General features: G+C 62.1%; 22 protein-coding genes. 11 read left to right on the plus strand and 11 right to left on the minus strand.

Translation table 11 applies throughout. The features are described 5' to 3' along the window. Nucleotides 1-19: 19 nt before the first annotated feature. Nucleotides 20-1,000: an acetyl-CoA carboxylase carboxyltransferase subunit alpha gene (locus tag FHS03_RS20130; RefSeq protein ID WP_183442720.1), complete on the minus strand. Its 981-nt coding sequence runs from the start codon at nt 998-1,000 to the stop codon at nt 20-22. A gap of 398 nt (nt 1,001-1,398) precedes the next feature. On the opposite strand from FHS03_RS20130, the gene FHS03_RS20135 reads away from it, so the two are divergent. The 8 genes from FHS03_RS20135 to FHS03_RS20170 all read left to right on the plus strand — a co-directional run bounded on the left by FHS03_RS20135 (nt 1,399) and on the right by FHS03_RS20170 (nt 9,503). After that, nucleotides 1,399-2,133 carry a nucleotidyltransferase domain-containing protein gene (locus tag FHS03_RS20135; RefSeq protein WP_260110504.1) on the plus strand — a complete coding sequence of 245 codons (735 nt, stop codon included), beginning with the start codon at nt 1,399-1,401 and terminating at the stop codon, nt 2,131-2,133. A 3-nt stretch (nt 2,134-2,136) separates the two neighbouring features. Continuing rightward, nucleotides 2,137-3,423 (plus strand): MFS transporter, encoded by a 1,287-nt coding sequence (locus FHS03_RS20140; protein WP_183442722.1) that lies wholly within the window; start codon nt 2,137-2,139, stop codon nt 3,421-3,423. A 136-nt stretch (nt 3,424-3,559) separates the two neighbouring features. Continuing rightward, nucleotides 3,560-4,864, plus strand: coding sequence for an amidohydrolase family protein (locus tag FHS03_RS20145; RefSeq protein ID WP_183442723.1), 1,305 nt, complete (start codon nt 3,560-3,562; stop codon nt 4,862-4,864). Between the two features lie 73 nt (nt 4,865-4,937). Continuing rightward, the gene (locus FHS03_RS20150) at nt 4,938-5,576 is read left to right on the plus strand and encodes a GNAT family N-acetyltransferase (protein WP_229426309.1); all 639 of its coding nucleotides are present in this window, start codon (nt 4,938-4,940) and stop codon (nt 5,574-5,576) included. 72 nt (nt 5,577-5,648) lie between these two features. Then, complete coding sequence (locus FHS03_RS20155; protein ID WP_183442725.1) at nt 5,649-6,119, plus strand: hypothetical protein; 471 nt, start codon at nt 5,649-5,651, stop codon at nt 6,117-6,119. A gap of 93 nt (nt 6,120-6,212) precedes the next feature. Then, a complete protein-coding gene (locus FHS03_RS20160) occupies nt 6,213-7,301 on the plus strand; it encodes an aKG-HExxH-type peptide beta-hydroxylase (protein WP_183442726.1) in 1,089 nt (362 codons plus the stop codon). Next, nucleotides 7,298-8,950: a hypothetical protein gene (locus tag FHS03_RS20165; protein WP_183442727.1), complete on the plus strand. Its 1,653-nt coding sequence runs from the start codon at nt 7,298-7,300 to the stop codon at nt 8,948-8,950. Before FHS03_RS20160 ends, FHS03_RS20165 begins: the two co-directional genes overlap by 4 nt. Further along, the gene (locus tag FHS03_RS20170; RefSeq protein ID WP_183442728.1) at nt 8,943-9,503 is read left to right on the plus strand and encodes a GNAT family N-acetyltransferase; all 561 of its coding nucleotides are present in this window, start codon (nt 8,943-8,945) and stop codon (nt 9,501-9,503) included. Before FHS03_RS20165 ends, FHS03_RS20170 begins: the two co-directional genes overlap by 8 nt. Before the next feature lie 65 nt (nt 9,504-9,568). Here FHS03_RS20170 and FHS03_RS20175 read toward each other — a convergent pair whose 3' ends face one another. Together FHS03_RS20175 and FHS03_RS20180 are read right to left on the minus strand one after the other, a co-directional pair. Further along, nucleotides 9,569-10,204, minus strand: a complete 636-nt coding sequence (locus FHS03_RS20175; RefSeq protein WP_183442729.1) for a LysE/ArgO family amino acid transporter — start codon at nt 10,202-10,204, stop codon at nt 9,569-9,571. Between the two features lie 76 nt (nt 10,205-10,280). Beyond that, nucleotides 10,281-11,162, minus strand: a complete 882-nt coding sequence (locus tag FHS03_RS20180; RefSeq protein WP_183442730.1) for a 2OG-Fe(II) oxygenase family protein — start codon at nt 11,160-11,162, stop codon at nt 10,281-10,283. Nucleotides 11,163-11,894: 732 nt separating this feature from the next. Between FHS03_RS20180 and FHS03_RS20185 the strand changes: the two genes are divergently transcribed. Continuing rightward, a complete protein-coding gene (locus tag FHS03_RS20185) occupies nt 11,895-13,643 on the plus strand; it encodes a tannase/feruloyl esterase family alpha/beta hydrolase (RefSeq protein ID WP_183442731.1) in 1,749 nt (582 codons plus the stop codon). A gap of 84 nt (nt 13,644-13,727) precedes the next feature. Here FHS03_RS20185 and FHS03_RS20190 read toward each other — a convergent pair whose 3' ends face one another. Genes FHS03_RS20190 through FHS03_RS20215 form a run of 6 tightly spaced genes read right to left on the minus strand, consistent with a single transcriptional unit; the run spans nt 13,728 to nt 20,916 of the window. Beyond that, entirely contained in the window at nt 13,728-14,972 is a 1,245-nt protein-coding gene (locus tag FHS03_RS20190; RefSeq protein WP_183442732.1) for an NAD(P)/FAD-dependent oxidoreductase, read from the minus strand. Further along, nucleotides 14,969-15,343, minus strand: a complete 375-nt coding sequence (locus tag FHS03_RS20195) for a RidA family protein (protein WP_183442733.1) — start codon at nt 15,341-15,343, stop codon at nt 14,969-14,971. The genes FHS03_RS20190 and FHS03_RS20195 overlap by 4 nt, the downstream gene beginning before the upstream one ends. A gap of 31 nt (nt 15,344-15,374) precedes the next feature. Next, entirely contained in the window at nt 15,375-16,529 is a 1,155-nt protein-coding gene (locus tag FHS03_RS20200) for an aminotransferase class I/II-fold pyridoxal phosphate-dependent enzyme (RefSeq protein WP_183442734.1), read from the minus strand. After that, nucleotides 16,526-17,986 carry a M81 family metallopeptidase gene (locus FHS03_RS20205; protein ID WP_183442735.1) on the minus strand — a complete coding sequence of 487 codons (1,461 nt, stop codon included), beginning with the start codon at nt 17,984-17,986 and terminating at the stop codon, nt 16,526-16,528. The genes FHS03_RS20200 and FHS03_RS20205 overlap by 4 nt, the downstream gene beginning before the upstream one ends. Nucleotides 17,987-18,035: 49 nt before the next feature. After that, nucleotides 18,036-19,316 (minus strand): MFS transporter, encoded by a 1,281-nt coding sequence (locus tag FHS03_RS20210; RefSeq protein WP_183442736.1) that lies wholly within the window; start codon nt 19,314-19,316, stop codon nt 18,036-18,038. Continuing rightward, a complete protein-coding gene (locus FHS03_RS20215; protein ID WP_183442737.1) occupies nt 19,309-20,916 on the minus strand; it encodes a serine hydrolase domain-containing protein in 1,608 nt (535 codons plus the stop codon). Before FHS03_RS20215 ends, FHS03_RS20210 begins: the two co-directional genes overlap by 8 nt. Nucleotides 20,917-20,966: 50 nt before the next feature. Between FHS03_RS20215 and FHS03_RS20220 the strand changes: the two genes are divergently transcribed. Further along, nucleotides 20,967-21,572, plus strand: coding sequence for a TetR/AcrR family transcriptional regulator (locus tag FHS03_RS20220; protein ID WP_183442738.1), 606 nt, complete (start codon nt 20,967-20,969; stop codon nt 21,570-21,572). On the opposite strand, the gene FHS03_RS20225 is transcribed toward FHS03_RS20220, so the two are convergent. Further along, nucleotides 21,535-22,578 carry an enolase C-terminal domain-like protein gene (locus tag FHS03_RS20225; RefSeq protein ID WP_183442739.1) on the minus strand — a complete coding sequence of 348 codons (1,044 nt, stop codon included), beginning with the start codon at nt 22,576-22,578 and terminating at the stop codon, nt 21,535-21,537. The genes FHS03_RS20220 and FHS03_RS20225 overlap by 38 nt on opposite strands. Nucleotides 22,579-22,591: 13 nt before the next feature. Next, a complete protein-coding gene (locus FHS03_RS20230; protein ID WP_183442740.1) occupies nt 22,592-24,766 on the minus strand; it encodes a TonB-dependent receptor in 2,175 nt (724 codons plus the stop codon). A 590-nt stretch (nt 24,767-25,356) separates the two neighbouring features. On the opposite strand from FHS03_RS20230, the gene FHS03_RS20235 reads away from it, so the two are divergent. Continuing rightward, on the plus strand, nt 25,357-25,872 hold the full coding sequence (locus FHS03_RS20235; protein WP_183442741.1) for a ParB/Srx family N-terminal domain-containing protein: 516 nt from the start codon (nt 25,357-25,359) through the stop codon (nt 25,870-25,872). Nucleotides 25,873-26,020: the final 148 nt, after the last annotated feature.

The following is a 26,020-nucleotide window of genomic DNA, read 5'->3' on the forward strand; positions in this document are numbered from 1 at the left end:
GGGCTCCGCCCTGGACGGTTTAGCCGTTGCTGCCGCCGTCCTGAACCCGGAACTCGCCGAAGCTGAGCAGGCGCTCATGGCGGCGGTCGAGCAGTTCACGGACAGGCATATTGTCGAGCTGGCGCAAGCCTTCGAGCAGGGTCTTTTTGACGGACTGGGCCGCCTCCTTGTGGCTGCGGTGGGCGCCGCCCAGCGGCTCGTTGATGATGCGGTCCACCAGCTTCAACGCCTTCAGCCGGTGCGCGGTCAAGCCCAGGGCTTCGGCCGCGTCGACCTGGCGCTCGGTATTGCGCCACAGGATGGACGAACAGGCTTCCGGCGAAATCACCGAATACGTCGCGAACTGCATCATGTTCAGCGTATCGCAGACGCCGATCGCCAGCGCGCCGCCCGAGCCGCCTTCGCCGATCACGGTGGAAATGATCGGCACCCTGAGCTTGGCCATTTCATACAGATTGTGGCCGATCGCTTCCGACTGGCCGCGTTCTTCGGCGTCGATGCCGGGCCAGGCGCCGGGCGTGTCGATAAAGGTGAAAACGGGAATCGAGAATTTCTCGGCCAGTTTCATCAGCCGCAAGGCCTTGCGGTAGCCTTCCGGGCGCGGGTAGCCGAAATTGCGCAGCGTACGCTCTTTGGTGTCGCGGCCTTTCTGATTGCCGATCACCATGCACGCCTTGCCATTCAGGCGGGCCAGGCCGCCGACAATCGACTGGTCGTCGGCGAAAACACGGTCGCCGTGCAGTTCATGGTAGTCGGTGAATATATGTTCGACATAATCCAGCGTATATGGCCGCTGCGGATGGCGCGCCACCTGCACGATTTGCCAGGGCGTGAGCTTGGCGTAAATATCCTTGGTCAGTTTATTCGCCTTACTGACTAGCTTATCGATATTCTCAGACAAGTCGACGGCCGAATCGTCTTCGACGAAACGGAGGGTTTCGATCTTGCCGGTCAACTCCGCAAGATTGGATTCAAAATCAAGAAAGATGGGATTGGTCATCTGATTGCACTCTTTGTAAGGCACATCATAGAAGTGGAAGGAATGCTTCCTGCATATCACTTCTGTCTGAATGCCAGCGGATTCGCTTAGATGTGATGTGGAGGAGGGCCGGAACCGGCGCAAGGCTGTCTGCTGCTCCTCCCCAGGCGGCGCCTGTTATCGTCAATTTAATCCTGGCAATTGTAATCCAAGTCCTTACTGTAGGCAATTCGCGGCAGGCCGTCCGGCGGTCCGGCACTCCAGTTATCACGCAAGGTGTTGACATCCACATAATTACAAATGTAACATCGCCACCTCATGCTGGATTATGGGTGAATTAATTTCATTAGGAGACGCCATTGATTGAGTCGGTACTGAATCGCGCTTTTCCCGGATTGATCGTGCCTTTATCGGGCGCCATGCTAGAGCAAGCCGAAATATTGGAAGTGGCAGGCGAGTTTGTTACACAAAATTATTCGGCCAGCGACTGCGCCTTTCTCTTTGGTTCTTTCGCGCGTGGAAACCCCGGCGCATTCTCTGACCTGGATATTCTGGTCCTGCTGCCCCAGATGGCGGCCGGCGCCAAGCCCGAGCTGAAACTGCAGATATACCGTGGCTTGCGTCTGGAAATATTTATTTTCGACCGCGCCAGCTTGACCGAAGCCTTGCATATTCAGGAAAAAATGGGCTTGCGCGTATTCAGTTCCGCCATCGAGGACAGCATCCTGCTGCATGGCAGCGCCGACGTGCTGGAAGAGTTCAAGGAGCTGGTGCGCGAGCAGGTCAGCCGGCGCGTGCTGCCGCAGACCGACGAAATCGCCCCCATCGCGCGCATCCGCATGACTTACTGCCTGGCTAAACTGACGCTGACGGAAGGCCACTTCGACCGCGTTTATCTGGCGTCCACGCTGTTTTCCCTGGTCGGCAACGCCCTGGTGCGGCGCGCCAGCGGCGCCGCGGCGCCGGTGGACCGCCTGTATGAGGCAATGGCCGCGCACGACCGGCCCTTTGCCCAGGCCTACCAGCAGGCGTATATGCTGCTGTGCCAGCACAACGATTGCAGCGAATTCGTCAGGCAAACCAGCATTTTCCTGGAACGCAGCGGCGGAGCGCTTTGGCATAACGAGTCCCTGAATCTGGCCGCGGTGGCCTAGCAGGTGAGTTCTTCCGCCGCTCCGGTGCAGCCGGTTAAGCCTGCCGAATCCCGCTTCGCCCTTTGGGCCGACAGGAATTTCCGCCGCCTGGTTGGCGGCGGTTTCGTTTCCATGCTGGGCGACCAGATCACTTTGCTGGCCTTGCCTTGGCTGGTCTTGCGCATCACCGGCGATGCCCTGGCCCTGGGGACGGTCTTTGCGGCGCTGGGTTTGCCGCGCGCCTTGCTGATTCTGTTCGGCGGCGTCGCCGTTGACCGCTATCTGCCGAAAACCGTCCTGCTGTGGACCAAGTATTTAAGCGCCGCCATGCTGGGCGTGTTCAGCATTCTGATTTTCACCTCCACCGTCAAGCTGTGGATGATCCACGTGCTGGTGTTGGGCATGGGGCTGTGCTCGGCCTTCAGTTTGCCGGCCGGCAGCAGCCTGTTGCCCCGGATCTTGCCGCGCGAGTCGCTCATGGCCGCGAATGGCGCGCTGATGAGCTTACGCCAGGTGACCCTGTTGCTGGGGCCGCTGGCCGGCAGCGCCCTGATCCTCGTCTTTGCCGGCGACAAGCACGCCGGCGATCTCTCCAATGCCGGCCTGGGCGTGGTCTTTGCGCTCGATTGCCTGAGTTTCCTCCTTTCCGCCTGGACCTTGCATGGCGTGCAGGTGGCGCAGGATGGCGCCCATCCGCCGCCGCCGGCGAAAGCGCTGTGGGAAGGCTTGGCCGCCGTATGGCAGGACCGGCCCTTGCGCACCCTGTACCTGTATTTCGGCCTGGTCACGTTTTTCGTGGGCGGCCCGATCCAGGTTGCCTTGCCGACCCTGGTATATGGCTGGCCGCAATCCGATGTCGCCTCGCTGGGACTGCTGATGTCCGGCTATGGCGCGGGGGCGCTGTGCGGCTCGCTGCTATCGACCTGGCGGCCCAATTGGCGCTTGCGCACGCTTGGCCTCAGCCTGCTATGCGCCGATGCCGTCATTGCCATGCTGTTCATGGCGTTTTCCCTAGTGCGGCAAACCGGCGCCGGCATACCACTGCTGCTGCTGGTGGGGCTGCTGGGCGGCTTCGTCCAGGTCGCCGTCTTCAGTTGGATCCAGCGGCGCGTGCCGTTGGCCATGCTGGGGCGGGCCATGGGCTTCTTTACCTTTATTCTGGTCGGCGTGGCGCCGCTCTCGGCGGTGCTGTTTGGCCTGGCCTTGCGCATGCTTTCACCCCAGTTGCTGTTCCTGCTGTCGGGATTGGCCTTGTTGGTATTGTCGTTGACGGCGATGCTGGCGACGCCGATCCGGCGTATCGAGGATTAGGCGCCGGTTTTCTTGCTCCACCCAACGGCGCCAGCACGCGTAAAACGGGGCGGAAAATCATGCTTTTTTAACACTGGAAAGATGCTATCCTTGGCGCCGGCAAGCCATCGCGTGATCCATTTTTCCAGGACGATCAATGCATCCTCTTTCCACCCAAAGCCGCGTTCCGGCAATCTTCCGCCTGCTGGCGTTTGCAGGTTTCATCGGCATGGCTGGCCACGCATCGACGCAACCCGCCAGTGCGCCAACTGACAAGCGATGGTTCGTCACGGGTTCGCTGCTCTACGTAGCGCCGGACCGGCCGCCGCTCGCCAATGCGTGGCTGCTGGTAAACGGCGACAAGATCGAGGCCGTCGGCACCGGCACACCGCCGGTGGCGGGCAGCGCAGGCGCCAAGGCCTGCAACGGCGGCGTCATCGCGGCAGGTTTCCAGAATAGCCATGTGCATTTCACGGACGATTCCTTCGCCAATGCGGCCACGCGGACGCCAGGGGAGCTCGAACAATCGCTGACCAGGATGCTGACGCGCTTTGGCTACACCACGGTGGTCGATACCGGTTCGCAGCTTGCCAACACCTCGGCGCTGAGGCAGCGCATTGCCAGCGGCGCCGTGCTTGGGCCGGAAATCTTGACGGCAGGTTCGCCGCTCTATCCGCACAACGGCATTCCTTTCTATCTTCGCCAGCTTCCGCCGGCGGTTCTGCGCCAGCTGGCCCAGCCGGCGAGCGCCGAGGAAGCAATCTCCACGGTGCTCCGCAATTTTGCCGACGGCGCCAATGGAACCAAGCTGTTCGTCGCGGCGCCAATGGGCCAGGGCGAGATAAGGCGCATGAACCCGCAGATCGCCAGCGCGGCGGCGGATGAGACGCACAGGCTCGGCGGCCTCGTGATGGCCCATCCGACCGATCCCGAGGGCGTGCGTAGCGCCGTTGCGGCTGGCGCCGACATCATCGTGCACACCACCATCGATCCCGCCGGCTCATCCTGGGATGCGCAGCTGATCGCCGGGATGGTGGCGCGCAAGGTGTCCGTTGTGCCGACCCTGAAGCTATGGCGCTACGAGCTGGATAAGGAGCACGTTCCAGCCGAGGTGCGCGAGAAGATCGTCGGCCTGGCCGAGCGGCAGCTCAAAGCCTATATCGATGCCGGCGGCCAGGTGCTCTTTGGTACGGATGTGGGCTATATGACGGACTTCGACCCGGCCGACGAATACAGCCTGATGGCGCAAGCGGGCATGACGCCGATGCAGATCCTCGCCTCGCTCACCACCGGACCGGCTGCCCGCTGGCGCAAGCAAGCGCGGCGCGGCCGGCTCGAAGCGGGAATGGCTGCCGATCTTGTGGTCCTGAATGGCGATCCCGCCGCCGACGTAAAGCGATTCGCCGACGTGAAGTGCACATTTGGCGCGGGCCGGCTGCTGTTCCAGCGCGAAGGGTTTTGACCGCAGGGACCATCGATGCAGCGATTCGGGATTAATGCTAGGCTATCGGCCTGACATTCACGGAGAGCTCGTCTTGGCGACCATCGACCTCGCATTGATCGAACGCTGGCTTACCGGCTGGAGCCTGTCCCGCGGCGTGCCCGCACCGCTGCCCTATGGCGAAGGCCTGGTCGTTGAAGTCTGCATGCCGACGCAATTGCGGCGTTACGTTTTCGCCGATGCCGGACATGCGCTGCAAGCCTGCGCCGAGGGCATACACGAGCCCTACATCTTTCTCAAAGCCGCGGTCGAACCTGGGATGTTGAGAGACGCGCTGCCGGCGCGCTGGAGCATTGAAAGCCCCGGCTATCTCATGGCCGGACCGGCGCAGGCGAAGGACCGGATCGCGCCGCCGCCAGGGTATCGAATAGTCCGCGAGCGGCAGCACGGCGCGCAGGTCGTGCGCATCCTGCACGAAAATCAGGAGCAGGCCGCGTCGGGCCGCGTGGTACTGCATGGCGGCTGCGCGGTATTCGACCAGATCGAAACAGCGGATTCCCATCGCCGCCGAGGCCTTGGCAGCATCGTCATGCAGGCGCTCGACGCCATCGCCGAAGAAGCCGGCATAGGTGAGCGGCTGCTCGTGGCGACGGAGGATGGCCGCGCGCTCTATACGCGCCTTGGCTGGCGTGTCATTGCCCCCTGGTCTAGCGCCGTGCTAGTTACCGCTTAACCATTTGCCCCGAGTCGAAAACAATATTCGAATTGGTAAGCGCCAGAGACTCCTCAATTGCATGGAATTGCCGTGACATTTGGAGAATATCTTCATATTTTGGTCTGCTATTGTGAATTGTGCCTTTTTCCCGAGGCGCCATTGATCATGCAAGTAAACCAACCCTTTCATGGAGATATTATGGAAATCCGAGTGACACATCAGGGACGCGTGCTGCATGAAATTGAAATAACCCCCGATGCCCAAGTGCATGTGCGGTCGCTGCTGCCCAGCGCCGAATATGCCGGCCTACCGCCCGCAGCGCAATATGTCTGGGGCTCGCAGGCTTCCGGGCCACCTCCTGCGGCCCAATACGTGTGGGGCTCCCAGGCCGCCGCACCGCAACCGCCTGCCGCGCAATATGTATGGGGTGCGACCAATCACCAGGCCGGTGGCATGAGCCAGTCGCCGGTGGAAATTGATCGCGGCGACGCCGCGCCCTGCCTGGAAGTGCAGGACGACCGCAAGGTTGCGGACGGCTTGCTGAAACGGCCAGCGAAATAGGCCACTGTCCATTGCTGCATATGGCGCCAGCCTTGCGTGCCGCTTGTTGCACGCGGGCTGGTATTGGCATCCTGGAATAAGGACATCTCGGAAATGAAATCCGCCCTGATACGCACGCTGGCTGAAGAGTCCATCGCTCAATTCAACGCTGACGACAGCCATCTGGCCGTCGTCAAAGAGAATATAAAGTGGTATTCATCGATCAACATGATGTACGGGGCCTTGCCGGCAGAGCCGCTGCCGCCTTTGCCAGCCACCGCAAACGGCCCGATCGATCCGCGCGCAGCCGAAGCCGAAGACAAGCGGCGCCAGCTCGAAGCCGGGCCGGCGGAGGCGGCGAAACCCGAACCGGAGACCTTGCCCTCGCTACAGGCATTGCTGGAGGAAAATCGCTATGCCCCGTTCGACGTCGCGCGCAACGTCGCCAACCAGGTGCGCGCGATTGTGGCCATCACCGGCTATCTGCCCGAGGCGGCATCGTTGAAGCGCAGCTATATTGCCAGTCTCAATGCCATTCAGAAAACATCGATTCCATGCAAAGAAGAGATTGTCGTCTCATTCCATAACCCGGTATTGCAGGAGGAGTTGCGCCGCGAAGGCCTGATTTCCTACGCGCAGCAGCAATACTATTCGCCCGATGAGGAACAGCACATTGCCGGCCGCATCAGCGATGCCCTGAGTTTTATCAAGGCCGTCGATGAGCGCTTGCACGATGCGATCCAGTCCATGCTGGGCGCCATCGTCTGCGTCCGGCGCGAGGGCAGCAGCGGGACGGTCTCATCCATGGTGGGGCTGATATGGCTGAATCCGAACCCTTCCTGGACGATGCTGGACTTCGCCGAAAACATTGTCCATGAATATATTCACAACACAATCTTCCTGGCGGACCTGGTTGAGAAAATATTCATTACGCCGCACTGGTATGCGCCCGACGATGGTCTGGTGGTGTCGGCCATAAAAAAATACCCGCGCGGCGTGAATATCGCCTTCCATTCCCTGTATGTGGCAATAGGCTTGGCAATCTTCATGGCCAACGCCAAACAATTGGGACGGGCGGAGCAACTGACCTCGGGCTTGCGGGAAACCATGCGCGGTTTGAAAGAAAAATCGGAACGTTTCCTGTCCGGATTTGGCCACCAGCTGCTGGAGCGCGTTGACGTTTATGCGCCTGCGCATGCATGAGCTATTTCGACCTGCCGCGACTATATTTCCATGGGCGGTTCTTTACGAATCCCAGCACGATTAACAATAAGCTGGCCAATTTTTCGCCGGACGTGAGGTTGCTGCCCATGAATGAGCGCCGCCAGAGCGCTAAAATGACCGAGGAGTATGCGGGCTTTCAATACATCAATCCATACGGCCTGCATAATTTTTTGCTGGACAATTGCGTTGTCAGTGGCGCGCATGGCATGGCGGCGTCGCCGGTAGGCGGGCAGGCATTCGGGGCGATCCATTCCGGCGTCCCGTACGCCAAGATGGTGGACCTCGACCCGGACCAGCAATCGCTCTCCCAGATATTCGGCTTGGCGCTGCGCGTCCTGCTGCAGGATGGCTCGGGCTTTGAGGGCCGCCTTGAGCCCGCCACGCTGTTTGACCTGTGGTACGGCAGGGTGCCGAGCGAGAGGGGCGACCAGATGGCGGCTGGTGTCTTCCAGTCGCTGATGCGGCTGGAAAACATTCAATGGCTGGGGCCGCAGGACGGCTTGGTCCAGGGCTTGCGCGAACGCTGCCAGAGCGGCGTATCGGTCAAATTCATGCTCGACGCCTACCAGGGCAAGCCGGAATTGGCGGGTTTTAACTATGGCCGCATCGTGGGCGTGATCGGCCCGGGAAGAAACGGCGAAGCAATCAATTTCCCGTCTGAGCGGCGTCTTAACCCCGCCGGCTCGGTTTGCGGTCCCGCCTATTACAAGCTGCATAGCGATGAGTTGAAATTGACGCTGGACCTGGGTAATTCCATGCCGCTGCTGCATCCTGCGGGGGAATCGAAGGACCTGGGTATCCTGCGGCTCGTGGCGCTGAGCGACGACGGCCCGGTGGCACTGCATGAACACGCCCTCGATTACAGCCGCGCGGCGCTGGAGCGGAATGGCGGTCTGGTTGATTTGGCGATCAGCGAAGCCCAGCACGCACTGCTGTGTCGCCATCCTCTGGCAATCCAGGCCATGCGCCTCGGCGCCTCGGCATTGCTGTTGCAGGAGCATGCTTCGCTGAAGTGGATCCATTGCGAGCCGACGTCGCTCCGGCTGGCGCCGGGAGAAAGCGCAACCGTCAAGTTTCACGCGCGCCATGCCGGCCAAGCGATGCCGGACGAAGCCATCGATTTACGCCTGACTGCGCATGAAGGCAACAACCGTCCACGCAGCGGCGTCGAGTTCCCGGCGCAAGTGCTCACGGACGCGGATGGCGTCGGACTGCTGCGCGTCGAGGCCCGCAGTCCGCAGCCGCTGCCGCCCAGGCGCGCGGTTATCGACTCGCAGCTATACTACCTCGGTGGCGGCGCCTGGCAGGAAGCCGGCGAGCTGACGCGCCAGTCCGGCGGCGGCGTGCTCTCCATCCTGGTGTTCAACCAGGTGGCGGAAGTGGCCGAGCCTGTTTGGGCGGACCATATCGAACCCATCTTGTCGTACTACGCGCGCATCTACCCCGGCGTGGCGGCAGTGCTGGGAATCGATAGCCATGATGGCGTGCGCGCCAACGCCACCTTGCTGCACCGCTGGCTGAGCCTGCCCCGCGAAGATCCCTTGCACTTCCCGCCCTCACGCGATCTGGCGCCGGCCAAGGCGAAAATGATCTGCCGCTGGCTGGAGACAGGCATGCGCGATGACTAGGCCGCCTACCTTCCCCGCGCGCCTGGCAACGGCGCGCCTGGTACTGCGGCGCTACCGCCAGGACGACGCGGCGCAACTGCTGCAAATGGTTGAGGAAGAGCGCCGCCGCCTGGCCGAGGTGCTGGTCGACCCGGTCTTCAAGCTGCAAGGCGTGGACAACGCGGCCGGGCTGGTGGCATTCCTCGCCAAAGAGTGGCAGGGCGGCCGACGATTTATCATTTCGCTGTGGGATCGCAGCGGCTCACTGGCCGGAGAGTGCTACGTCGGCGGCGTGGTGGACGGCGAGATCGAAGTGGGCATATTTTTGCGGCAGCGCTATGAGCGCTGCGGACTCGCCGAAGAGGCCTTGAACGCCTGCATCCAGGCAGTCCACGCCCGCTGGCCGCATGCGCGCCTGAATTATCGCTGCGATACCGACAATGTCCGCAGCTGCGCCTTGGCGCTGCGTTGCGGATTCCAGCGGCAAAGCACGACCGCGGGCGGACGCCGCCGCCGCGACGGCAGCATGGCCGACGTTGTGCTGTATAGCCTCGCTCCGCCGGCAGCCGAGTGAGGCCGAGCGAGGCCGTGCGTGGATAGGCAGGGCGCTCAAACGGGAACACCTCCAGGGAGGCAGACTCAAACGCTGCCGCCGCCAGCCAGCGCGCTATGCACGGTCACGAAGGCCATGACGAACATGATTGCCGCGATCGTGAAGTCGAGCACCTTCCACATGACCGGCATCCGGAACAGCGGCGCGACCACGCGCGCGCCGCCAATCAGCAGCGAGAACCAGATCACGGAAGCGCTGATGGCCCCGACCGCGAAGCCAAGGCGCTCGCTTTCAGGCTTGGTGCCGCTGATGACACCGATCAGCAGCCCGCTGTCGAGCAATGCGAGCGGATTCAGGAACGACATCACGCAAGTGCCCCTGACGATTTGCCGCAAGCTGATGTCGGACCCGTTCGACAGGTCCGGCACGGCAATCTCGCCCAGCGCGGAGCGCAGCGCCGCCAGGCCGTGCCAGCACAGGAACAGGGCGCCGCCTATCGCGGCTGCCTGCATGACCCAGTCATGCCGCGCCACGACGGTGCCGAGGCCCAGCGTGCCCAAGGCGATCAGCACGATATCGGCCCCAACGCAGATCCCCATCATCACCAGCAGATGCCGCCCCAGCAGGCTTTGGCGAATGACATACGCGTCTTTCGGCCCGATGGCGATGATCAGCCCCATACCCAACGTCAACCCTTGCAAATAGCCGCTAGCAGATAACATGTTTTTCCTGCGCAATAAATCGCCGCGACCAGCGCGGCGAATACATCGATATGATGGCTGAGAAACTCCGCCGAGTTTATGCCTCGGCCGTCACGGTAAAGGGAATATTGCCGAAACTCTCGTGGTTTTCATTGGCAATTTTTTCCAGGTCGAGATGGCGCCGCTCGATAAAACTCGTATATTTTCGCTTCAGCTCCGGAATAACGAAATAAACCAGGGAAGAACGCTCGACCTGGACGGCGGGATTGAGTACCGCGTGGTCCATATAAGGAATGCGCTTATCCGACATTTCGGTGAGCAACGATCCCGTGAATACGATGATTTCATCGTCGGCCAATATCACACGCTGCTGCTCGCCGTTCGGGAATATCACGAGTCCATCGCGCGTGGCCTTGACGAAGGTAATCAGGTGGCCGTCTTCGTGGCGGTCCTGCAGATATTCCCGGTCTTGCTTGCGGTATTCCTTATTATAGGCGCAGAACTGCAGATAGGAACTGCTGCGGGTTTCCAAGGGCTCGGCGATCGAGAATTTTTGCATGATATTGGCGAGGACCAGCTCGGCAATCGCCGAGATGCCGCTTTCGAAGTCGACGATGTGACGGTAGAACTGGTGGTCGGCAAACGCATGCTGGCGATGATCGGAGCGGTACTTGTCGCGGTAGCAGAAGCGCTCGCACAGGTCGACATTGTTGGTCGAGTTGGCATACTCCATGCCGAAGGGCATGAAGCCGTCGGTTCTATCGGGATAGGCAAACTCACGTTTGCTGGTCCCGGAGATGGTGGGGTACAGCTCGACCGTTTTCCAGAAATCCTTTTGCAAGTGGACCGGGATGGTCAGGATCGAATAACCATGATCGATCAGCTCTTGCGAGCACTTGTCGTAATCGATATTCGAGACACCAATCTGTCGCGTATGAGCGAGCGTTGCATCCAGCTGTGCGGCGGTAAGCAATTTCATTGAGTTTCCTTTTCGTGGTTAGTGTTGAGGTCGGCAGGTATTAATTGACTAAACCGGAAGCGCTTACAACTTGAAGAAATTTCAATTACCATGATCCCTAAAAATATTGATTTAATAGTGCGCATTTGGCTATGCCGAGAATCGCAATAACACTAACACAACGATTTCATGAAAATCTCTCAGAAAATAACGATCCCGCATTATTTCGCCTCCTTCGATAAAAATTTTATATTCTTATTAAAAATAAATGCCATGCACGATTTACCCCGTTTGATAAACTGCGAAAAATGGGGGGGGATTAAGTCAGCTATATGCCTCTTTATTACATTCTTATTACAGCCAGTGATATTGGCGGAGTGGATTGCTTTCACATGACTGCTGGCGGGTCATGTCAGACGCAAGGCCAGGGCGGAAAGGGAGGACGAACAGCACGTGCCGATCGAGGAGATGTTCGGTGTCGAAATCTTGTACCCGCGCGCCGCCGCCAGAAAGAGCAGGGCGGCATCATCCCCGCGACAGCGCTGACCGGCACGCCGAGCTGTTCGAACTTGTGTACTTGCACGATCTGTTGATGCCGGGTTACATTTAATTTAGTGGAAATATTTTTTATGCGTGGTTTGACGGTTTCCGGCGCATGCCCAGGGAGGTTCCAGTAGTAGCAGGACGATAGTGTGATGTTGCGTTAATTGCAATTTGCGTTTAAACGTTGTAAATTTTGCCAATAAAACCATTATGAAAAAACTGAACATTTATGCGCCGGATTCACACCAACAGGGAAGGGACATACCTACAAGGAATCGCCGGGTATCGATCGTAGTTGCCGGCGCAATGGCCCTGACCCTCGGCGCCTGCGGCAACAATGACCTCTCCATCGAACAAAACGGGCTGCTTGCCGCCCACAACGGAAATCCCGCAGCCGCCTGTTCCATGCTGGCCGGCCACGCAATTTCCGCATCTTTGATCGGGCTGCCGACGACCGGCGCGGGCATCGTATCCGCTTCAATGATTTCAGCCACCGCCAGCGGCAATACGAACGGCGAATACTGCATGGTCAAAGGCGCGATTAAGCCGGTCGATCCGACCGCTCCGGATATCCAGTTCCAACTGAATATCCCAAGGAACTGGAACCATCGCGCCCTGCAAATGGGCGGCGGCGGGTACAACGGGGCTATTGTGACTGGCTTGGCCGGCATCCCCTTCGCACCAAGCGATGTAACGCCCCTGGCGCAAGGCTATGCCACCTACGGTAGCGACTCGGGACACCAAAGCGTCAACGGCATTGTCGATGCTTCGTTCGCAAGTAACGACGAGGCACTCATCAATTACGGTTACGCCCATATCAAGAAAACCCATGACGCGGTTGCCGTCGTCCTGCGGCGCTATTTTGGCCAAAAGGTGGATTTCAAGAGTTACTTTGCCGGAGCCTCTACCGGAGGACGCGAAAGCCTCACTGCCATTCAGCGCTTTCCCGCCGACTACGACGGCGCCTTTGTTGGCGCGCCCACTGCTTTCTTCTCCGGGGTTCGAATGATTGGCTTTCCTGTTGGCAAAGCGAACTATAAAGTGGCGGGCGGCTATCTCAACCCGGCCAAACAAGTGCTGGTCAAGCAGGCAGCAACCTCCGCTTGCGATGCTCTCGACGGCGCGAACGACGGAATCATCTCGAATATTGCCGCCTGCAAATCGCTTGCCGCAACAACGCGCGCCTCGCTTCGTTGCCCAGACGGCCAGGATACCGGCGATACCTGCTTGTCCGATGCGCAATTGGCGGTGATCGATATTCTGTATAAAGGATTAGAACTTCCATACGCCTTGGCTGACGATGTCACGCGGTATGCTGGTTACAATGCCTTCGAAGGCGCTGACTTCAGCCTGATCAGCACCGCAGGGCTAGGTCTCGGCACCTCGGAAGTATTACTCGACACACCGGCGGCGATTCCGAACGGCTATCTCTTTGCCCAAGGCGTGCAATGGCTGCGCTATTTCGTTACCCGCGATGTAAACTATCCGGCGCTCGGTTTTGATCCAATCAATCCAGGAAAATACCAGCAACGCGTGGTCGATCTTTCCAAAATCATTGGCGCAAGCAATCCTGATCTATCGGCATTCAATGCCCGCGGCGGCAAGCTGATACTGCTGCATGGCGCTGCCGATACGGCAGTCAGTCCGAATGCGACAACGGATTATGTCAAGACTGTTGTGGCGCGCATGGGCCAACAGACGGTGAATAGCTTCATGCGGTATTACAGCGTCCCCGGCTTCGGGCATGGCGTTGGCGTGTATGTTCCTTCATGGGACGCGATGAAGGCGCTGGACAACTGGGTCACCAACGGCGTAGCGCCGGATGCGCTCGCGAGCACGGACACGGTATCCGCAACCCGTGGCCGCTCGCGCCCGCTTTGCCCATATCCCTCCTGGCCGAAGTACAAGGGCAGCGGCGATATCAACGCGGCCTCCAGCTTTACATGCAGCAATTCCTGATGGTTTATAACTGACCGCCCCACGGCCTCAGCGCGACACAAGTCCGGCGCGCTGAGGAATGGCGGTATGCGGCGGTGTCGGCATTTATCGCGCCAGGAAACGCTGCGGAGAGTAGCCTCGCGCATCGATAAAGGGCGGTACACCGTCAATCAAGTCCGCCAGTAGGCGCGCGCTTGCCGGCCCCAGGGTGAAGCCTTGATGGCCATGCCCGAAGTTGAACCACAGCTTGGCGTGCCAGCCGGCGCCGCCGATGACGGGCAGCATGTCGGCGACGCAAGGGCGGCTGCCCATCCAGGGCGTGGGTTCGACAGGCGTGCCCAGATCCAGCAACTGGCGGGCGGATTGTTCGGCCAACGCCAGTTGCTGCGGCGTTGGCCGGGCATCGATCCTGGCGATTTCAGCGCCCGTTGTAATGCGCAGGCCGCGGCTTTGTGGCGACATGACGTAACCGCGTTCCGCGTCCAGGGTCGGGACGGCTGGCTGGGCGCCGCCTGCGTAGTGGCGGTGATAGCCGCGCTTGACGAACAGCGGTAGGCGATAGCCGAGGCGACGGGTGAGGGTTTCAGCCCACGGACCCAGGGCAATGACTGCGTGCGCGGCATCGATGCGGCCTTCCACGCTGTCGGCCTGCCACGCGGCGCCGCACTGCCGCAGGGTCAATCCATCGCCCTGCACCAGACGTCCTCCACGTTGTTGGAACAGGGCGGCATAGCGCTCCACCAGCTTGCCGGGGTCCGATACGCTCCATGAATCCAGCCAATCCACAGCGCCGGCCAAGGGCGTGTGGAAAGCCGGCTCTGCGCGCGCCAGTTCTGTGCTGTCGAGGGCACGGAAGCCAATGCCGTATCGACGCTCAAGCCGGGCCGCGTCCTGCAAGGCGGCGGCGAACGGTTTGCCGGTACGGAACGCCAGACGCAGCCCTTCGCGCCGCACCAACGCATCCGCGCCAGCCATCTGCATCAGGCGCGCGTGCTCACTCGTGGCGTGTGCGATCAGGGCGGCGTAATCACGGCTGATCGCGGCGTGGCGGCCTGGCGCCGACGCGCGCCAGTATTGCCACAGCCGGGGCAGCGCCGCCAGCACAGCCGAGGGATGATAGCTGACGCTGGGATCGCGGCCGAGCGCCGCCGATAACAGAAAGCCCAGCTTGCGCGGCATCGGATAGGGTTCCACCGCTTCGCGCTGGATGACGCCCGCATTGCCGTATGAGGTTTCCTGGCCTGGCGCGCGGCGGTCCAGCAAAGTCACCGTGTGCCCGCGCAGGGCCAGTTCGAGCGCGGTGCAGGTGCCGACCATGCCCGCGCCGATCACCAGGATTTCACTTTTCATTGTTGCTCCGCGCCGGCGTGCGGCGGCTTGTCTTCGGCAACCACGGTGATTTCCACGCGGGCGCCGGGAAGCACCAGGGGCGCGACCACGGTGGTACGGACGGGATAGGGCGCGGCGAAATGGCGCTGGTAAGTGGCGTTAAAGGCGGCGAAGTCCTCGGCGTGCGTCAGATAGACCGTGACCTGGACGATGTCTTGCAAACCCAGGCCGATGCCGGACAGCGTACCGCCGATGCGTTCAAGTACCAGGCTGGTCTGGGCTTCGATGCCGGCGGGGATGGCGCCGTCCGGCCCCAGCGGCAATTCGCCCGACAGGAAGACGAGGCCACCGGCGCGGCAGTATTTGGAAAAGGGCAGAGGGTTCATGTGCATGAAAGTCCTTGGGGTTCGTGTGAGGTAATCATCATGCGCCTGCGGATCGCAGGCCGACGCGGGCGGGCGCGCCAAGCAGGATGGCGCCCAAGGCGCTTTGCAGACGATGGATGTCCGAGGCCTGATGGTCGGCAAAGGCGGCAACGCGCAGCACGCCTTCCGCACCGGCGCCGACGTATTGGGAGTAGGTGATAAAAATGTCTTCCTGCATAAGGGCTTCCTGTATGCTGCGCATGCGGCCCGCATCGCCGACGATGAAGGCACTGACCGGACTGTCGTTGTCGTCGATGGCCAGGCCCAACTGGCGCAGGCTGCGTTTCAGTAATCGGGTATTGGTGCGCAGGCGCTCGCGCAGTTCGGGTTGGCTGCGCACGAGTTGCAGGCTGCAGGCCGTCATCGCCGCGCCGGCCGAACTGCCCAGGGCGGCGCCGCGCGCGGCGGGAGCGCGCCACAGCAGGTCGATGATGCGGGCCGGCCCGAGTGCAATGCCGCCGTGTGCGCCGAACGCCTTGGACATGGAGCCGCCAGCCACCACGCGGTCCGGCGCGATGCCGCAGGCTTCCACCGCGCCACGGCCTTGCGCGCCGAGGACGCCGAAGGCGTGCGATTCGTCCACCACCAGCCAGCCCGCGTGGCGCCGCAGCAGGCGCTCGTAGTCGGCCAGCGGCGCTATCGTGCCCCGGGTGGCGAACATGCCATCGGTGACGACCATGGGCCGGGCGCCAGCCGTTGGCTTATGCGCCAGTTGCCGGCCGAGGTCGGCGGCGTCGCAGTGCCGGAAGGTATGGATGGGCCTGCCGGATGCGCGGGCGCCGTCGTACAAGCTGTAATGCGCAGCTTCGTCGATGAAGATCGCGTCGCAGCATTCCGCCAGGGCGGGAATCGCGATCAGGCCGAACAAGTAGCCCGTCCCGAAATACATTGCGCCGTCGACGCCGAAATACGCGCGGGCGGCTTGCTCCGCTTCGAGGTTCGGAGCCAGTGCATAGCCATAATGGCGCCCCAGCTGCGAATGGACGCCAAAGCGGCGCAGGGCCGCCGCCCCGGCGTCGAGCAGGGCCGCGTTGCCGCCCAGCCCGAGGTAGGCCGATCCACCGAAGTTGAGCAGGCTGCGTCCGTCCACTTCGATCCGGGCGCAACTTGGCGAACTTACGCGGCGCAGGGAAGCGGTCTCGACGGCCATCATGCCAGCTCCGGGGCCGGATCGGCCACCGCCGGGTAGTAGGCCTTGCCGCGCTTGCGATAGGGCAGGTGGGCAAAGTCCATGGACAGCGCCGCGCCCGTTTCTATCACGTGACAATTGGTGGAAAGCCGGGAGAACTCGGCGTAATAGTGATGGCTGGATTTGACTGCGATCACGGTGGCCTCGTGCAGCGGCACGCCCAGGCCCGTGAAAGCCGTGGGCGACAGGACTTGCTGGCGCCGGCTGACCAGGACGATGTCCACCGCGCCGCAGCGGACCCAGGCGGCACGTCCCAGCGGGTCGCTCATGGTGCCGAACTGCTGGCTATGCTGCTCGGCCAAGCCGCACACGGTCAGCTGGAGCTGCAGCGGCGTGCCGGAAGCGGGACTGGTTTTGCCGCCGATGGCCAGCTGGATCACGGCGCCGATGCCGGCCAGATGGCAGGCGTCGACCGCAGCCGGGTCCCACAACATGCCAAAGGCGCAACGCAGCGCGGGGCGGCGCAGCAGCTCGGCCAGCAGGCCGGTATGGTCGCAGGGCGCACCGCCGCCGGGGTTGTCGCCGGCATCGGCCAGGATCACGGGGAACGGACCGGCCGGCGCCGGGTCGAGCACCTGGGCGGCACTTTCCAGGCGCGGCAACAGTTCGCGGCGCACGCGGTACAGCGCCTGCGCCAGTTCGTGCGCGGTGCGCGCCGCCAGCGCGCGGTCCTGGTCCGCCACCACCACGACCTTGGTCCCCGCGTCCGGCACATCGGCCCATGGGAAACCGTGGACATAGCTTGCCGACAGGATGCCGGGGCGGCGCTCGACCTCGGCCAGCAAGTCGACCAGGCCGCGCATCGGTTGCGCCGTGGTGGGATAAAAGCCGACCATGGCGCAGTCGGCCACTTCCATGACCGGCCGGGTCTTGCCGGCCGCGGCTGCACGGCACAGTTCGAATAGCTCGATGGCGCGCTCTTCATAGTCGATGTGCGGATACTCGCGCATCAGGATCAGGGCGTCGGCTTGCCTGGTCATGGCGTGACTCATGTGGCAATGGGGATCGAGTTCGACGCCGATGACGCAATCGGGGCCGGCGAGCGCGCGCACGGCGGCGATCAGCTCGCCTTCACAATCGTCCACACCCTCGGCGACCATGGCGCCGTGCAAGAACAGCAGCACCATGTTGACCGGCATGGCTTGTTCCAGCGCGGCCAGGATTTCGCCGCGCAATTGCCGGTACGCGGCGGCGTCCACCGTACCGGCGGGCTGGGCAATTGCGTAGATCCCTTCATGCACGGTATCGCCATATTCTCCGGCCAGGCGGCGCCACTGTTTGACGATAGGGCCTACGTCGTTCAGCGCATCGTCAGTGACCGGGCCGCGCACGATGCCCAATTCCTCAAACGAGCCCAGCGTGGTGGGAAAGGCGGAAAACGTATTGGTTTCTGTGACCAGGGCGGAAGTAAAGATTTTCATGCCTGATACTCCTTGATCGATTGTGCGCCGCCGCGTGCCGCCAGCGTTGTCAAAGGCAGCAGGGCCAGCAGCGCCGCCAGCAGCGCGGCGGCCGGCAGCCCGATGAATAATTACCCAGGCGCTGCAGCGCCGCTGCCGCCGGCGCGCCTTGCAGCGGCCCCACCCATTCCAGGCCGAAGCCGACCACGATGCCCCCCAGCGACTGGCCCAGCTTTTCCGCGGAAAACAGGATGCCCAGATACAGGCCCAGGCTTTCGCCTTGACTGGAGGAGCTGGTGGCCGCTTCCATGGCCAGCGTAGAAATCAGCACCGTCAGCACACCGCAGGACAGGCCGAACAGCGCGCCGCCGGCAATCATCGAGCCATTCTCACGTGGCCCGGCGGTAAGCCAGAGCGTGCCTATGAAGGCCAGCAGCAGGGCGGCCGCAAGCAGGACGCTGGGACGACAGCGGCGCGTCAGCATGGGCGCAGCGGTGACGCCAACCAGCAGCGACAGGAAAATCGACGTGAGCAGCGCCGACAGATTGGCCGGTCCGGCTTTCAGCAGGTGCTGGTTGGCGTAGGGCAGCGCCGCGAACAGGGCGGCTGAAGCCATGCCAAGCAGGACCAGGACCAGCACGACGCAATAGAAAGTACGGTTGCGCAAGGTGCCCCGCAGCGCTGTCCGCAATGGCACGGCGGCTTTGGCCTCGACGCCTGCGCGCAGAGGAATGCGGCGCACGGCCAGCCAGCACAGGCTGAGCGACAGCGCCGCTCCCCCCGCGAGCACGCCCGCCATGCCAAGGTAGCCGGCGCTGCCGGAGCCGAAGGCCGCCACCAGTTGCGGGGCAAGGATGGAGACCAGCAAGCCGGCCAGGGTCTGGCCCAGCGCCCGGGCCGCCATCAGCGTGCTGCGGCCGGCGATGGTGTCGGTGATATCGCCGGCAAGCGCCGTATGCGCGACTGAAAAGACGGTCAGCATCAGCGATTGTGCCACCAGCAGCACGCCGACCAGGAAGGCGCGCAAGGATAAGGGCAGGCTGGCGAGCGGTATGAACAACAGCAACAGCAAGAGCGGCAGCAGCAGGGCGCTGGCTGCCAGGAGGGCGCCGCGGCTGCCCGCCTTGCGTGCCCAGCCGTCGGTACAGCGCCCGATCCACGGATCGAGCAGCACGTCGGACACTTTGGGAATCGCCAGCAAGACCCCCGCCAGCGCGGGCGGCACGTGGGCAAATTCGGTCAGGTAGAACAGGAACAGCAGTGGAACGACGCCGGCACTCAGCGTCGAACCGAGCGTCCCCGCGCCAAAGCCGGCCGCCAGCGTGCGCTTGGGGAAAGAGGTGTCAGCCATGGACAGGGTACTCCTGCAAGCGCAAGCAGCGGGTGCGTGAGGTGTCGAGTAGCAGCTCGCGCTTGCCGGCCGCGTTGTGGCGGAGCCGCAAAGTTCCATGCATGGGCAGATGCGGATCCTGGCTGAGCAGCAGGCAGACGTCGCCGCGCAGCCCTTGCAGCTTGAAGGTGTTGCGGCCATACAGGCCAACGATGCGCAGCATGTCGGGTTCGCCGGCTTCGACCACGATATCGGCGCCCAGTTCGTCGCAGCGCCATTTGCCGTAGAAGGGCGCAATACTGCTGGCCGCCTTCAGTGGGGCCGCAACGCGTTCGCAAACATGGGTGCTGCCTTGCTCCATGACCTTGATGGCGGTGACGGCGCCATGGCTGTCGGATACCGCCTCGACCGCGAGCACAATGACCGACAAGAGGTTGACGCGCAGTATGCCGTCAGCGCCCCCCAGCAGGGGCAGCGGCATGCCGAAGCTGTTCAGATACAGGACGCCATCGCGCGCTTCGATGGCAAAATACCGGCCGCTGTCGGCGCAGTAATAGTCGCCGCCCAGCGATTCAACCAGGCGCGGATCGGCCGGCGTTTGTTCTGCCGTCAATTCCTCTTCGACCAGGGTGGCCAGCAGCTTTTGCGCGATCTCGGCCGAGTTGAGATCGCTGCGGTTGCTGATCACGATGACCTGGATGTCATGCTCCGGCGCGGCCAGCATCTGGCAGTTTCCGCCGACAACGCCGCCGGCGTGGTGCAGCACGGTAATGCCGCGCCAGCGATCGCGGATCAGCCCAAGGCCATAGGGGCTGATGTAGCCATTGGCCAGCGTGGTTGGCGCCATCATTTCTTCGGACAGCGAGTGCGGCCACAGTGTCGGCGCGATCAGATGCTTCAGCCAGCGCTGCATATCGTCCAGCGTGGAAGCGATCCCGCCTTCGCCCAGGATCACAGCCGGGAACAGGCTCTTGGTGAAATTGCCGTTGGCTTGGGCCAGATGGGTCATTGCGCTGCCGGGCAGCGGCTCAAGGTCGCTGGCCCACAGAACCGTGTCGTACATCGACAGCGGTTCGAACAGCCGTTCGTACATCGCCTGCGCCAGTGGCTGGCCGAGCACGCGCTCGATCACCATGGACAGCAGACGGTAGCCGCCATTGTTGTAGATGAACTGCTCATTTGGCGTGAAATTTTCCTCCTGCTGGCGGCACTGGTAGTCAAAGGCGGCCTCCGCCGGAGCGATGGTCAAGCCATTGGAGAGCAGCGACAGGTCCAGGTAATCGCGCATGCCGCCGGTATGGTTCATCAGCTGGCGCAACGTGCGGCGGCCCTGCGATGCCGGCAGTTCTGGCAGCCAGCGCGCAATCGGCTCGTCGATGGACAGCTTGCCCTCATCGCGCAGCATGAGCGCCAGGGCGCAGCAGAAATGCTTGGTGGTGGAACCTATCCGCATCTTGGTGGCGGGGCTGTTGACAAGGCCCGAATCCAGGCTGGCCAGCCCGCAGCCGCGCCGCAGCAGCGAGATGCCGCCGCGCTGCACGCTGGCGATGAGGCCAGGGCTGGCATTGTTTGCGAGGCCGGACAGCACTGCTTCGAGCTTTTCCGTAACGTTACTGGTCATTGCGGTCTCCTTCACTATAAAATGAATAAACAATCGTTCTTTTTTAAATCATGCCTAAACGCGATCCCAGCCATATGGCCGCAGTACGCCAACAAATCCTGACCGCCGCCCGCGCGGTGTTTGAACGCAAGGGCCTGTATGAAGCATCGGTAAGCGACGTCAGCAAGGAAGCTGGTTTGTCGGTAGGCTCGCTCTACGTGCATTTCCGTTCGAAGGAAGCCATTCTGGTAGCGCTCATCGAGACGGCGGACTTCAATGGCGTGCCGCTGGCCGGCTGCAACAACACCGCCGACCTGCTAGCACTGGTTGAAACCATCCTGCGCCAGCAGGAAGTGCCTGATACTGCCGGGCAGGCCGCCCGTACCGCGCTGGAAGTCGCGGCCATTGCCCGCCGCAGCCCTGAAGTGCAAGCGGTGGTCATCCAAAACTATGAAAAACTGCGCAGCGCCCTGTTCGATGCCGTGCTGCGTGTGGGCGAGCGGGCCGCCAAGCGCAACAAGGACGAAGTGCTGGCGATCGGGGAGAGCCTGTTGTCGCTCCTGATTGCCGCCCAGGCCCAGATGCTGATTGGCGTGCCGCTCGTCATGGAGGCGAAGATTGCGGCGGCACGGATGCTGGTTACGCGCCTGCATGCCGGGCCTGCGGGACGGAAGTGATCGTCGCGCGCACGGTCGCGGCGGCCGGCGCATAGGCCGCCGCATCAAAGACAATGCAGCCGTCCTGGTAGCGGGCGGACGGCTGGTTATCGCTGGCCATCAACAGCGGCGCGTCGAGATCGACCAGATCGGCCTCTTGCGCGGCAATAAAGGCGGGTAGCAGGGCCATCGAGCGGCCGCCCATGCAGCCCACCATGACGCGCAAACCCAGGTGCCGCGCGCTGGCGGCCAGCGGCAGCGCGGCGGACAGTCCACCGCATTTATCGAGCTTGATGTTGGCGACCTGGTAGCGCCGCGCGACCTGCTCCAGGTCATCCAGTGTCTGCAGCGATTCGTCGGCCGCCAGGGGAATCGGCGAACGGAAGCTCTCCAGCGCGGCATCGTCCTTGGCCGGCAAGGGCTGCTCGATGAGTTCCACGCGATGCTGCAGCAGGCTGCCCATGATGCGGTCCAGGTGGGCGATGGTCCAGCCTTCATTGGCATCCACCGACAGGCTGACGTCCGGTCTGGCTTGCCGGACCGCGGCTACCCGTGCCGCGTCCTCGGCGCTGCCGTCGAGCTTCAGTTTGAGGGCACGGGCGGCCGGATATTGCCGGGCCATGGCCGCCATGCCTGCGGCGCTGGCGACACCCAGGGTGACCATGGTGGTCCTGGCCCGCAGTCCCGGCAGATGGGCCAGGTGGTAGACGGGCGTGCCGCGTTGCGCCGCCTCCAGTTGCCAGACGATCCAGTCCAGCGCATTGCGCGCGCCGCCGGCCGGCATCTGCTGTACCCGTTGCCACATGCCGGGCAGGTCGGAGGGCAAGTCATCCAGGCAGGCCTGCACTTGCTGTTGCATAGTCGCGCCCGACTCTTCAAGGTAAAAGACGCCGGCGGCCTCGGCTTCGGCGGCCCAGCCGCGATAGCGCGCGGAGATCCGCAGCACCTGCTGGCCAGCCAGGGTGCGGCCGGCGATCGATAATGGTTGCTTGAAGTCGACGTGGTCGATGAAGGTTGAGATCAGCATGGGGACACTCCAATCAATTGAAGGCATAGGACAGCTGGATGCCCAGCGTGCGCGGCGGCGCCAGGTTGACCCGGGCTGGCGCGCCCAGCGTACTCAGCGAGGTGTCGGCCGAGGTCTGTGCGCGCCGGTCCAGCAGGTTGCGCAAGAAGAAGCCGACGCTGGCGCGGCCGAGTTCCATGCCGCCGCGCAAATCGATCAGCGTATAGCCCGGCAAACGGTAGGCAGGATTAGCCGGCGACTGCTGGAAGGTATTGAAGCGCTCGCCGGTATAACGCAGGGAGGCTCCCCAATAAGCCGCATGGCCGTCCAGCGCAAAATCGCGGTCGAGCTGCAAGGCGCCGGCCACCCGCGCGGTGTCGGGCAGGCGCTCGCCGGCTTTGCCGCCGAGGCTGAGGTTGTCGTCGCGCAGTTCGGCATTGATCAGGCTGAGCGCGGCGGCGACCCGTACGCCTTGAGCCGGACTGGCGCGCAAGGTGGCCTCGATCCCGCGTGAACGGGCGCGCCCGGCGTTGCCGATCCCGGAAAAGCCAGCGGAGGTGGTAAAGACCTGCATGTCTTTCCAGTTGATCTGGTACAGCGCCAACTCGGCCGATACCTTGCCCGGCATTAGGTCGCCTTTCCAGCCAGCTTCGTAGCTCCACAAGGAGTCGGAGGCGTATGCCGGCTGGTTGAGCGGCTGGCCGGTGAGCGGGTTGCGGATCACCGGCAGCGGGCCGCCAGGACGGTAACCGCTGGCGGCCCGAATATAGAGCGCTTGCCGCGGCGCCGGCCGCCAGCGCGCCGTCGCCATCCACGTCGTCACGCCTTCGGAAGAATCGGCAGCCGGTTGCGGAGCCGGGGCGAACAGGCCGTCAAAGCGCAGGTCCAGATGTTGGCTGTTGCGGCTGCGGCGCACGCCCAGCGTCACGTCGCTACCTTCGTTCAGGAAGTAGGTGGCGGTGCCGAAAAGGGCCGTTTCGCGGAAGGTCGAAGGGAACCGTGCATCCGCCAACAGGGGAGGGACCGGTTCCAGCCGCGCGTTGAGCGGCTGCAGATGTTGCGACTTGGAGGCTGCTTCTTTGGTGTAGAAGGCGCCCATCAGCCACTCCAGGCTGCGGCTACGGGGCGAGGTCAGCCGCACTTCCTGGGTGAGTTTGCGGTTGTAGAAGGCATAGTCCAGCGCGTAGCCCGGCGCATCAATGCCGAGCGGCGCCAGATAAGGCCGGTACAACGCGGACGAATCGGAGCGCCCGTCATTGCGGGAACGCTGCCAGCCGCTGATCGCATCCAGGGTGGCCCAGCTCAAGTCGGCTTTGACGGCAAGCGAGACCAGATCGTTGCGTACCGTCACCGGCTCGCCGACGAACAGGCGCTTGGTCCGCCGGCTATCGATGGGCTGTCCGCTGACAAGGCTGACATCTTCCGTTGACGACCCGTCACGTTGCTGCTTTTGGGTTAGCGCGGTCAAGCGCAAGGACAAGGCCTTGGTGGGCGTCAGCAGGAAGGCCAAGCGCGCGCCATCGGTCTTCAAGCCGTCGACGATGTGGTTCTGATGATTGCTGTCGCGGACGAAACCGCCTTCCTTGCGCTGATACAGCGTGGCGCGCAGCGCGGCAACGCCATCGCGCAGCGGCTGGTTCAGCACACCGCGCGCCACGTGGCTCAAGCCGCCATGTCTGGCGCCCGACAATTCGGCTGTGACATTGGCCGTGCTTGCGCCGGGATCGGGCTCGGTAGCGATATATTTGATCAGGCCGCCCATTGCCCCGGCGCCGTACAGCGTGCCTTGGGGACCGCGCAATACCTCGGTGGCGGTCAGGTCGAACAAACCCAGGTCCAGCGCGCTGGAGCCGCCGCCGGCATAGCCGGAACTGGAGCCGAAAGGGACGTCGTCGATATACATGCTGACAGTGGCGCCCACCTGCGCACCGGTCGAAATGCCCCGCATCGTGACCTGGCTTTGTCCCGAGCCGCTGCCGGCTGCGTTGTAATTCACACCCGGCAGCAGGGCAGCAAGGTCGCCCAGCGACTGATAGCCGGAGCGCTCCAGGTCTTCGCCGCGAACAACGTTGGCCGTGAGGGGGACTTCGCGCGCCGGCTCGCGGCGGCGTTGTGCCGAGACGACGACGGTTTCAAGTGCATCGGCCGATGCGGCCGGATGGGCGGGCGCCTCCTGCGCCAACGCGCCAGAAGGCGGGGCGCCGAGCACGGCGAGGACTGCAAGATACAGGGGGTGGCCACTGCAAACAGGGCCCATACCAGTTGCACTTCTACGCATCGTCGTCTCCATAATGAATGACCACTCATTTTTTTTGATTATGGAATTGGTAATCGGCTAAAGCAAGAAGAATTTTCATGCTGTTGTAAGCGTGACGTATGGACGAGGGAATGGCTGAAGCGGGAATCGATGTGGCTCGATGCTGCGAAGTGAAGAAGCGCCCGTTGGCTTTCGACCGCGTGTCCAAGCCTTGTCTTCGTGCGCCGGCATCGTGTCCCCACCGGCATTCCCACATATGGAACCTGTAGCCAAGTGGCGTCACTCATCAGAACATTTTTCAATCAATCCGACATGGTTTTGACTGATTTCCCGTCACGCTCGCTAAAGGTAAAAATATGTTTCCAAGTCCCGTACGCAGTTCTGTCCCACCCTCTCATGTTACGGCTTCCTCCGTGCAAGGCGAATCGACCGCTTCGTCTCATGTAGCTCCAAATGAAGACAGCTCCAAACGCGACAGATCGTCATCGCTTTCTCCGCCGTCGTCCCCGAGGATGGGCGCGACGCAGCAACAGTTATTAAATATGCTGCCGAAAAAACAAAAAATGGATGGCCCCAATCATCCGGAAGATCTTTCGAAAGCAAAATGGGACGAGATGAAAGAAGGGATCAATGCCGAGTTAAGGCAAAAGGTAGATGACATGTTCGAGTACGGCTGCACAATTCAGATGCACACGTCATCAAAAGATGGAAAACAAACCTTCCTCTTGAAGGATGGCCTAGAGCGGTTCAATATCGAAAACGACGCCACTTGGCATGTTCCGGATAACTATGACTACAAAGTCAGCAAAACATGGGGAACGGGAAAGGATGGCCAAAAATTAGAATCAATCGATAAATTCAACTCCGGTAGATCCACATCCTCGCTCAACGCAGAGAGGCTCGCTAGTGCAACTGAGGGAATAAAAAATGGCAACCTGCTGGATCCAATCAAAGTCAAGAAAAATTCCGACGGAACGTTTGATATTCAGGATGGGAATCACAGATTGCAAGCTGCCAAAGATCTTGGTCTAGAAAAAATTCCCTACCAGGAGGTGTAGTAATGAGGAGTCGTCTTCGCAGTTGGAAATGCGGCTACGGCCAAGCTGGAAGATTGCCGTGGTCTAATTTGCCCGGACACCTCAATAGGTGGAAAATCCACTATCTGAGGAGTTAAAGCATGACGACAAGAAAACGTAAAACATTTGA

Source organism: Pseudoduganella violacea, assembly GCF_014191875.1.
Taxonomy (GTDB): domain Bacteria; phylum Pseudomonadota; class Gammaproteobacteria; order Burkholderiales; family Burkholderiaceae_D; genus Rugamonas; species Rugamonas violacea_A.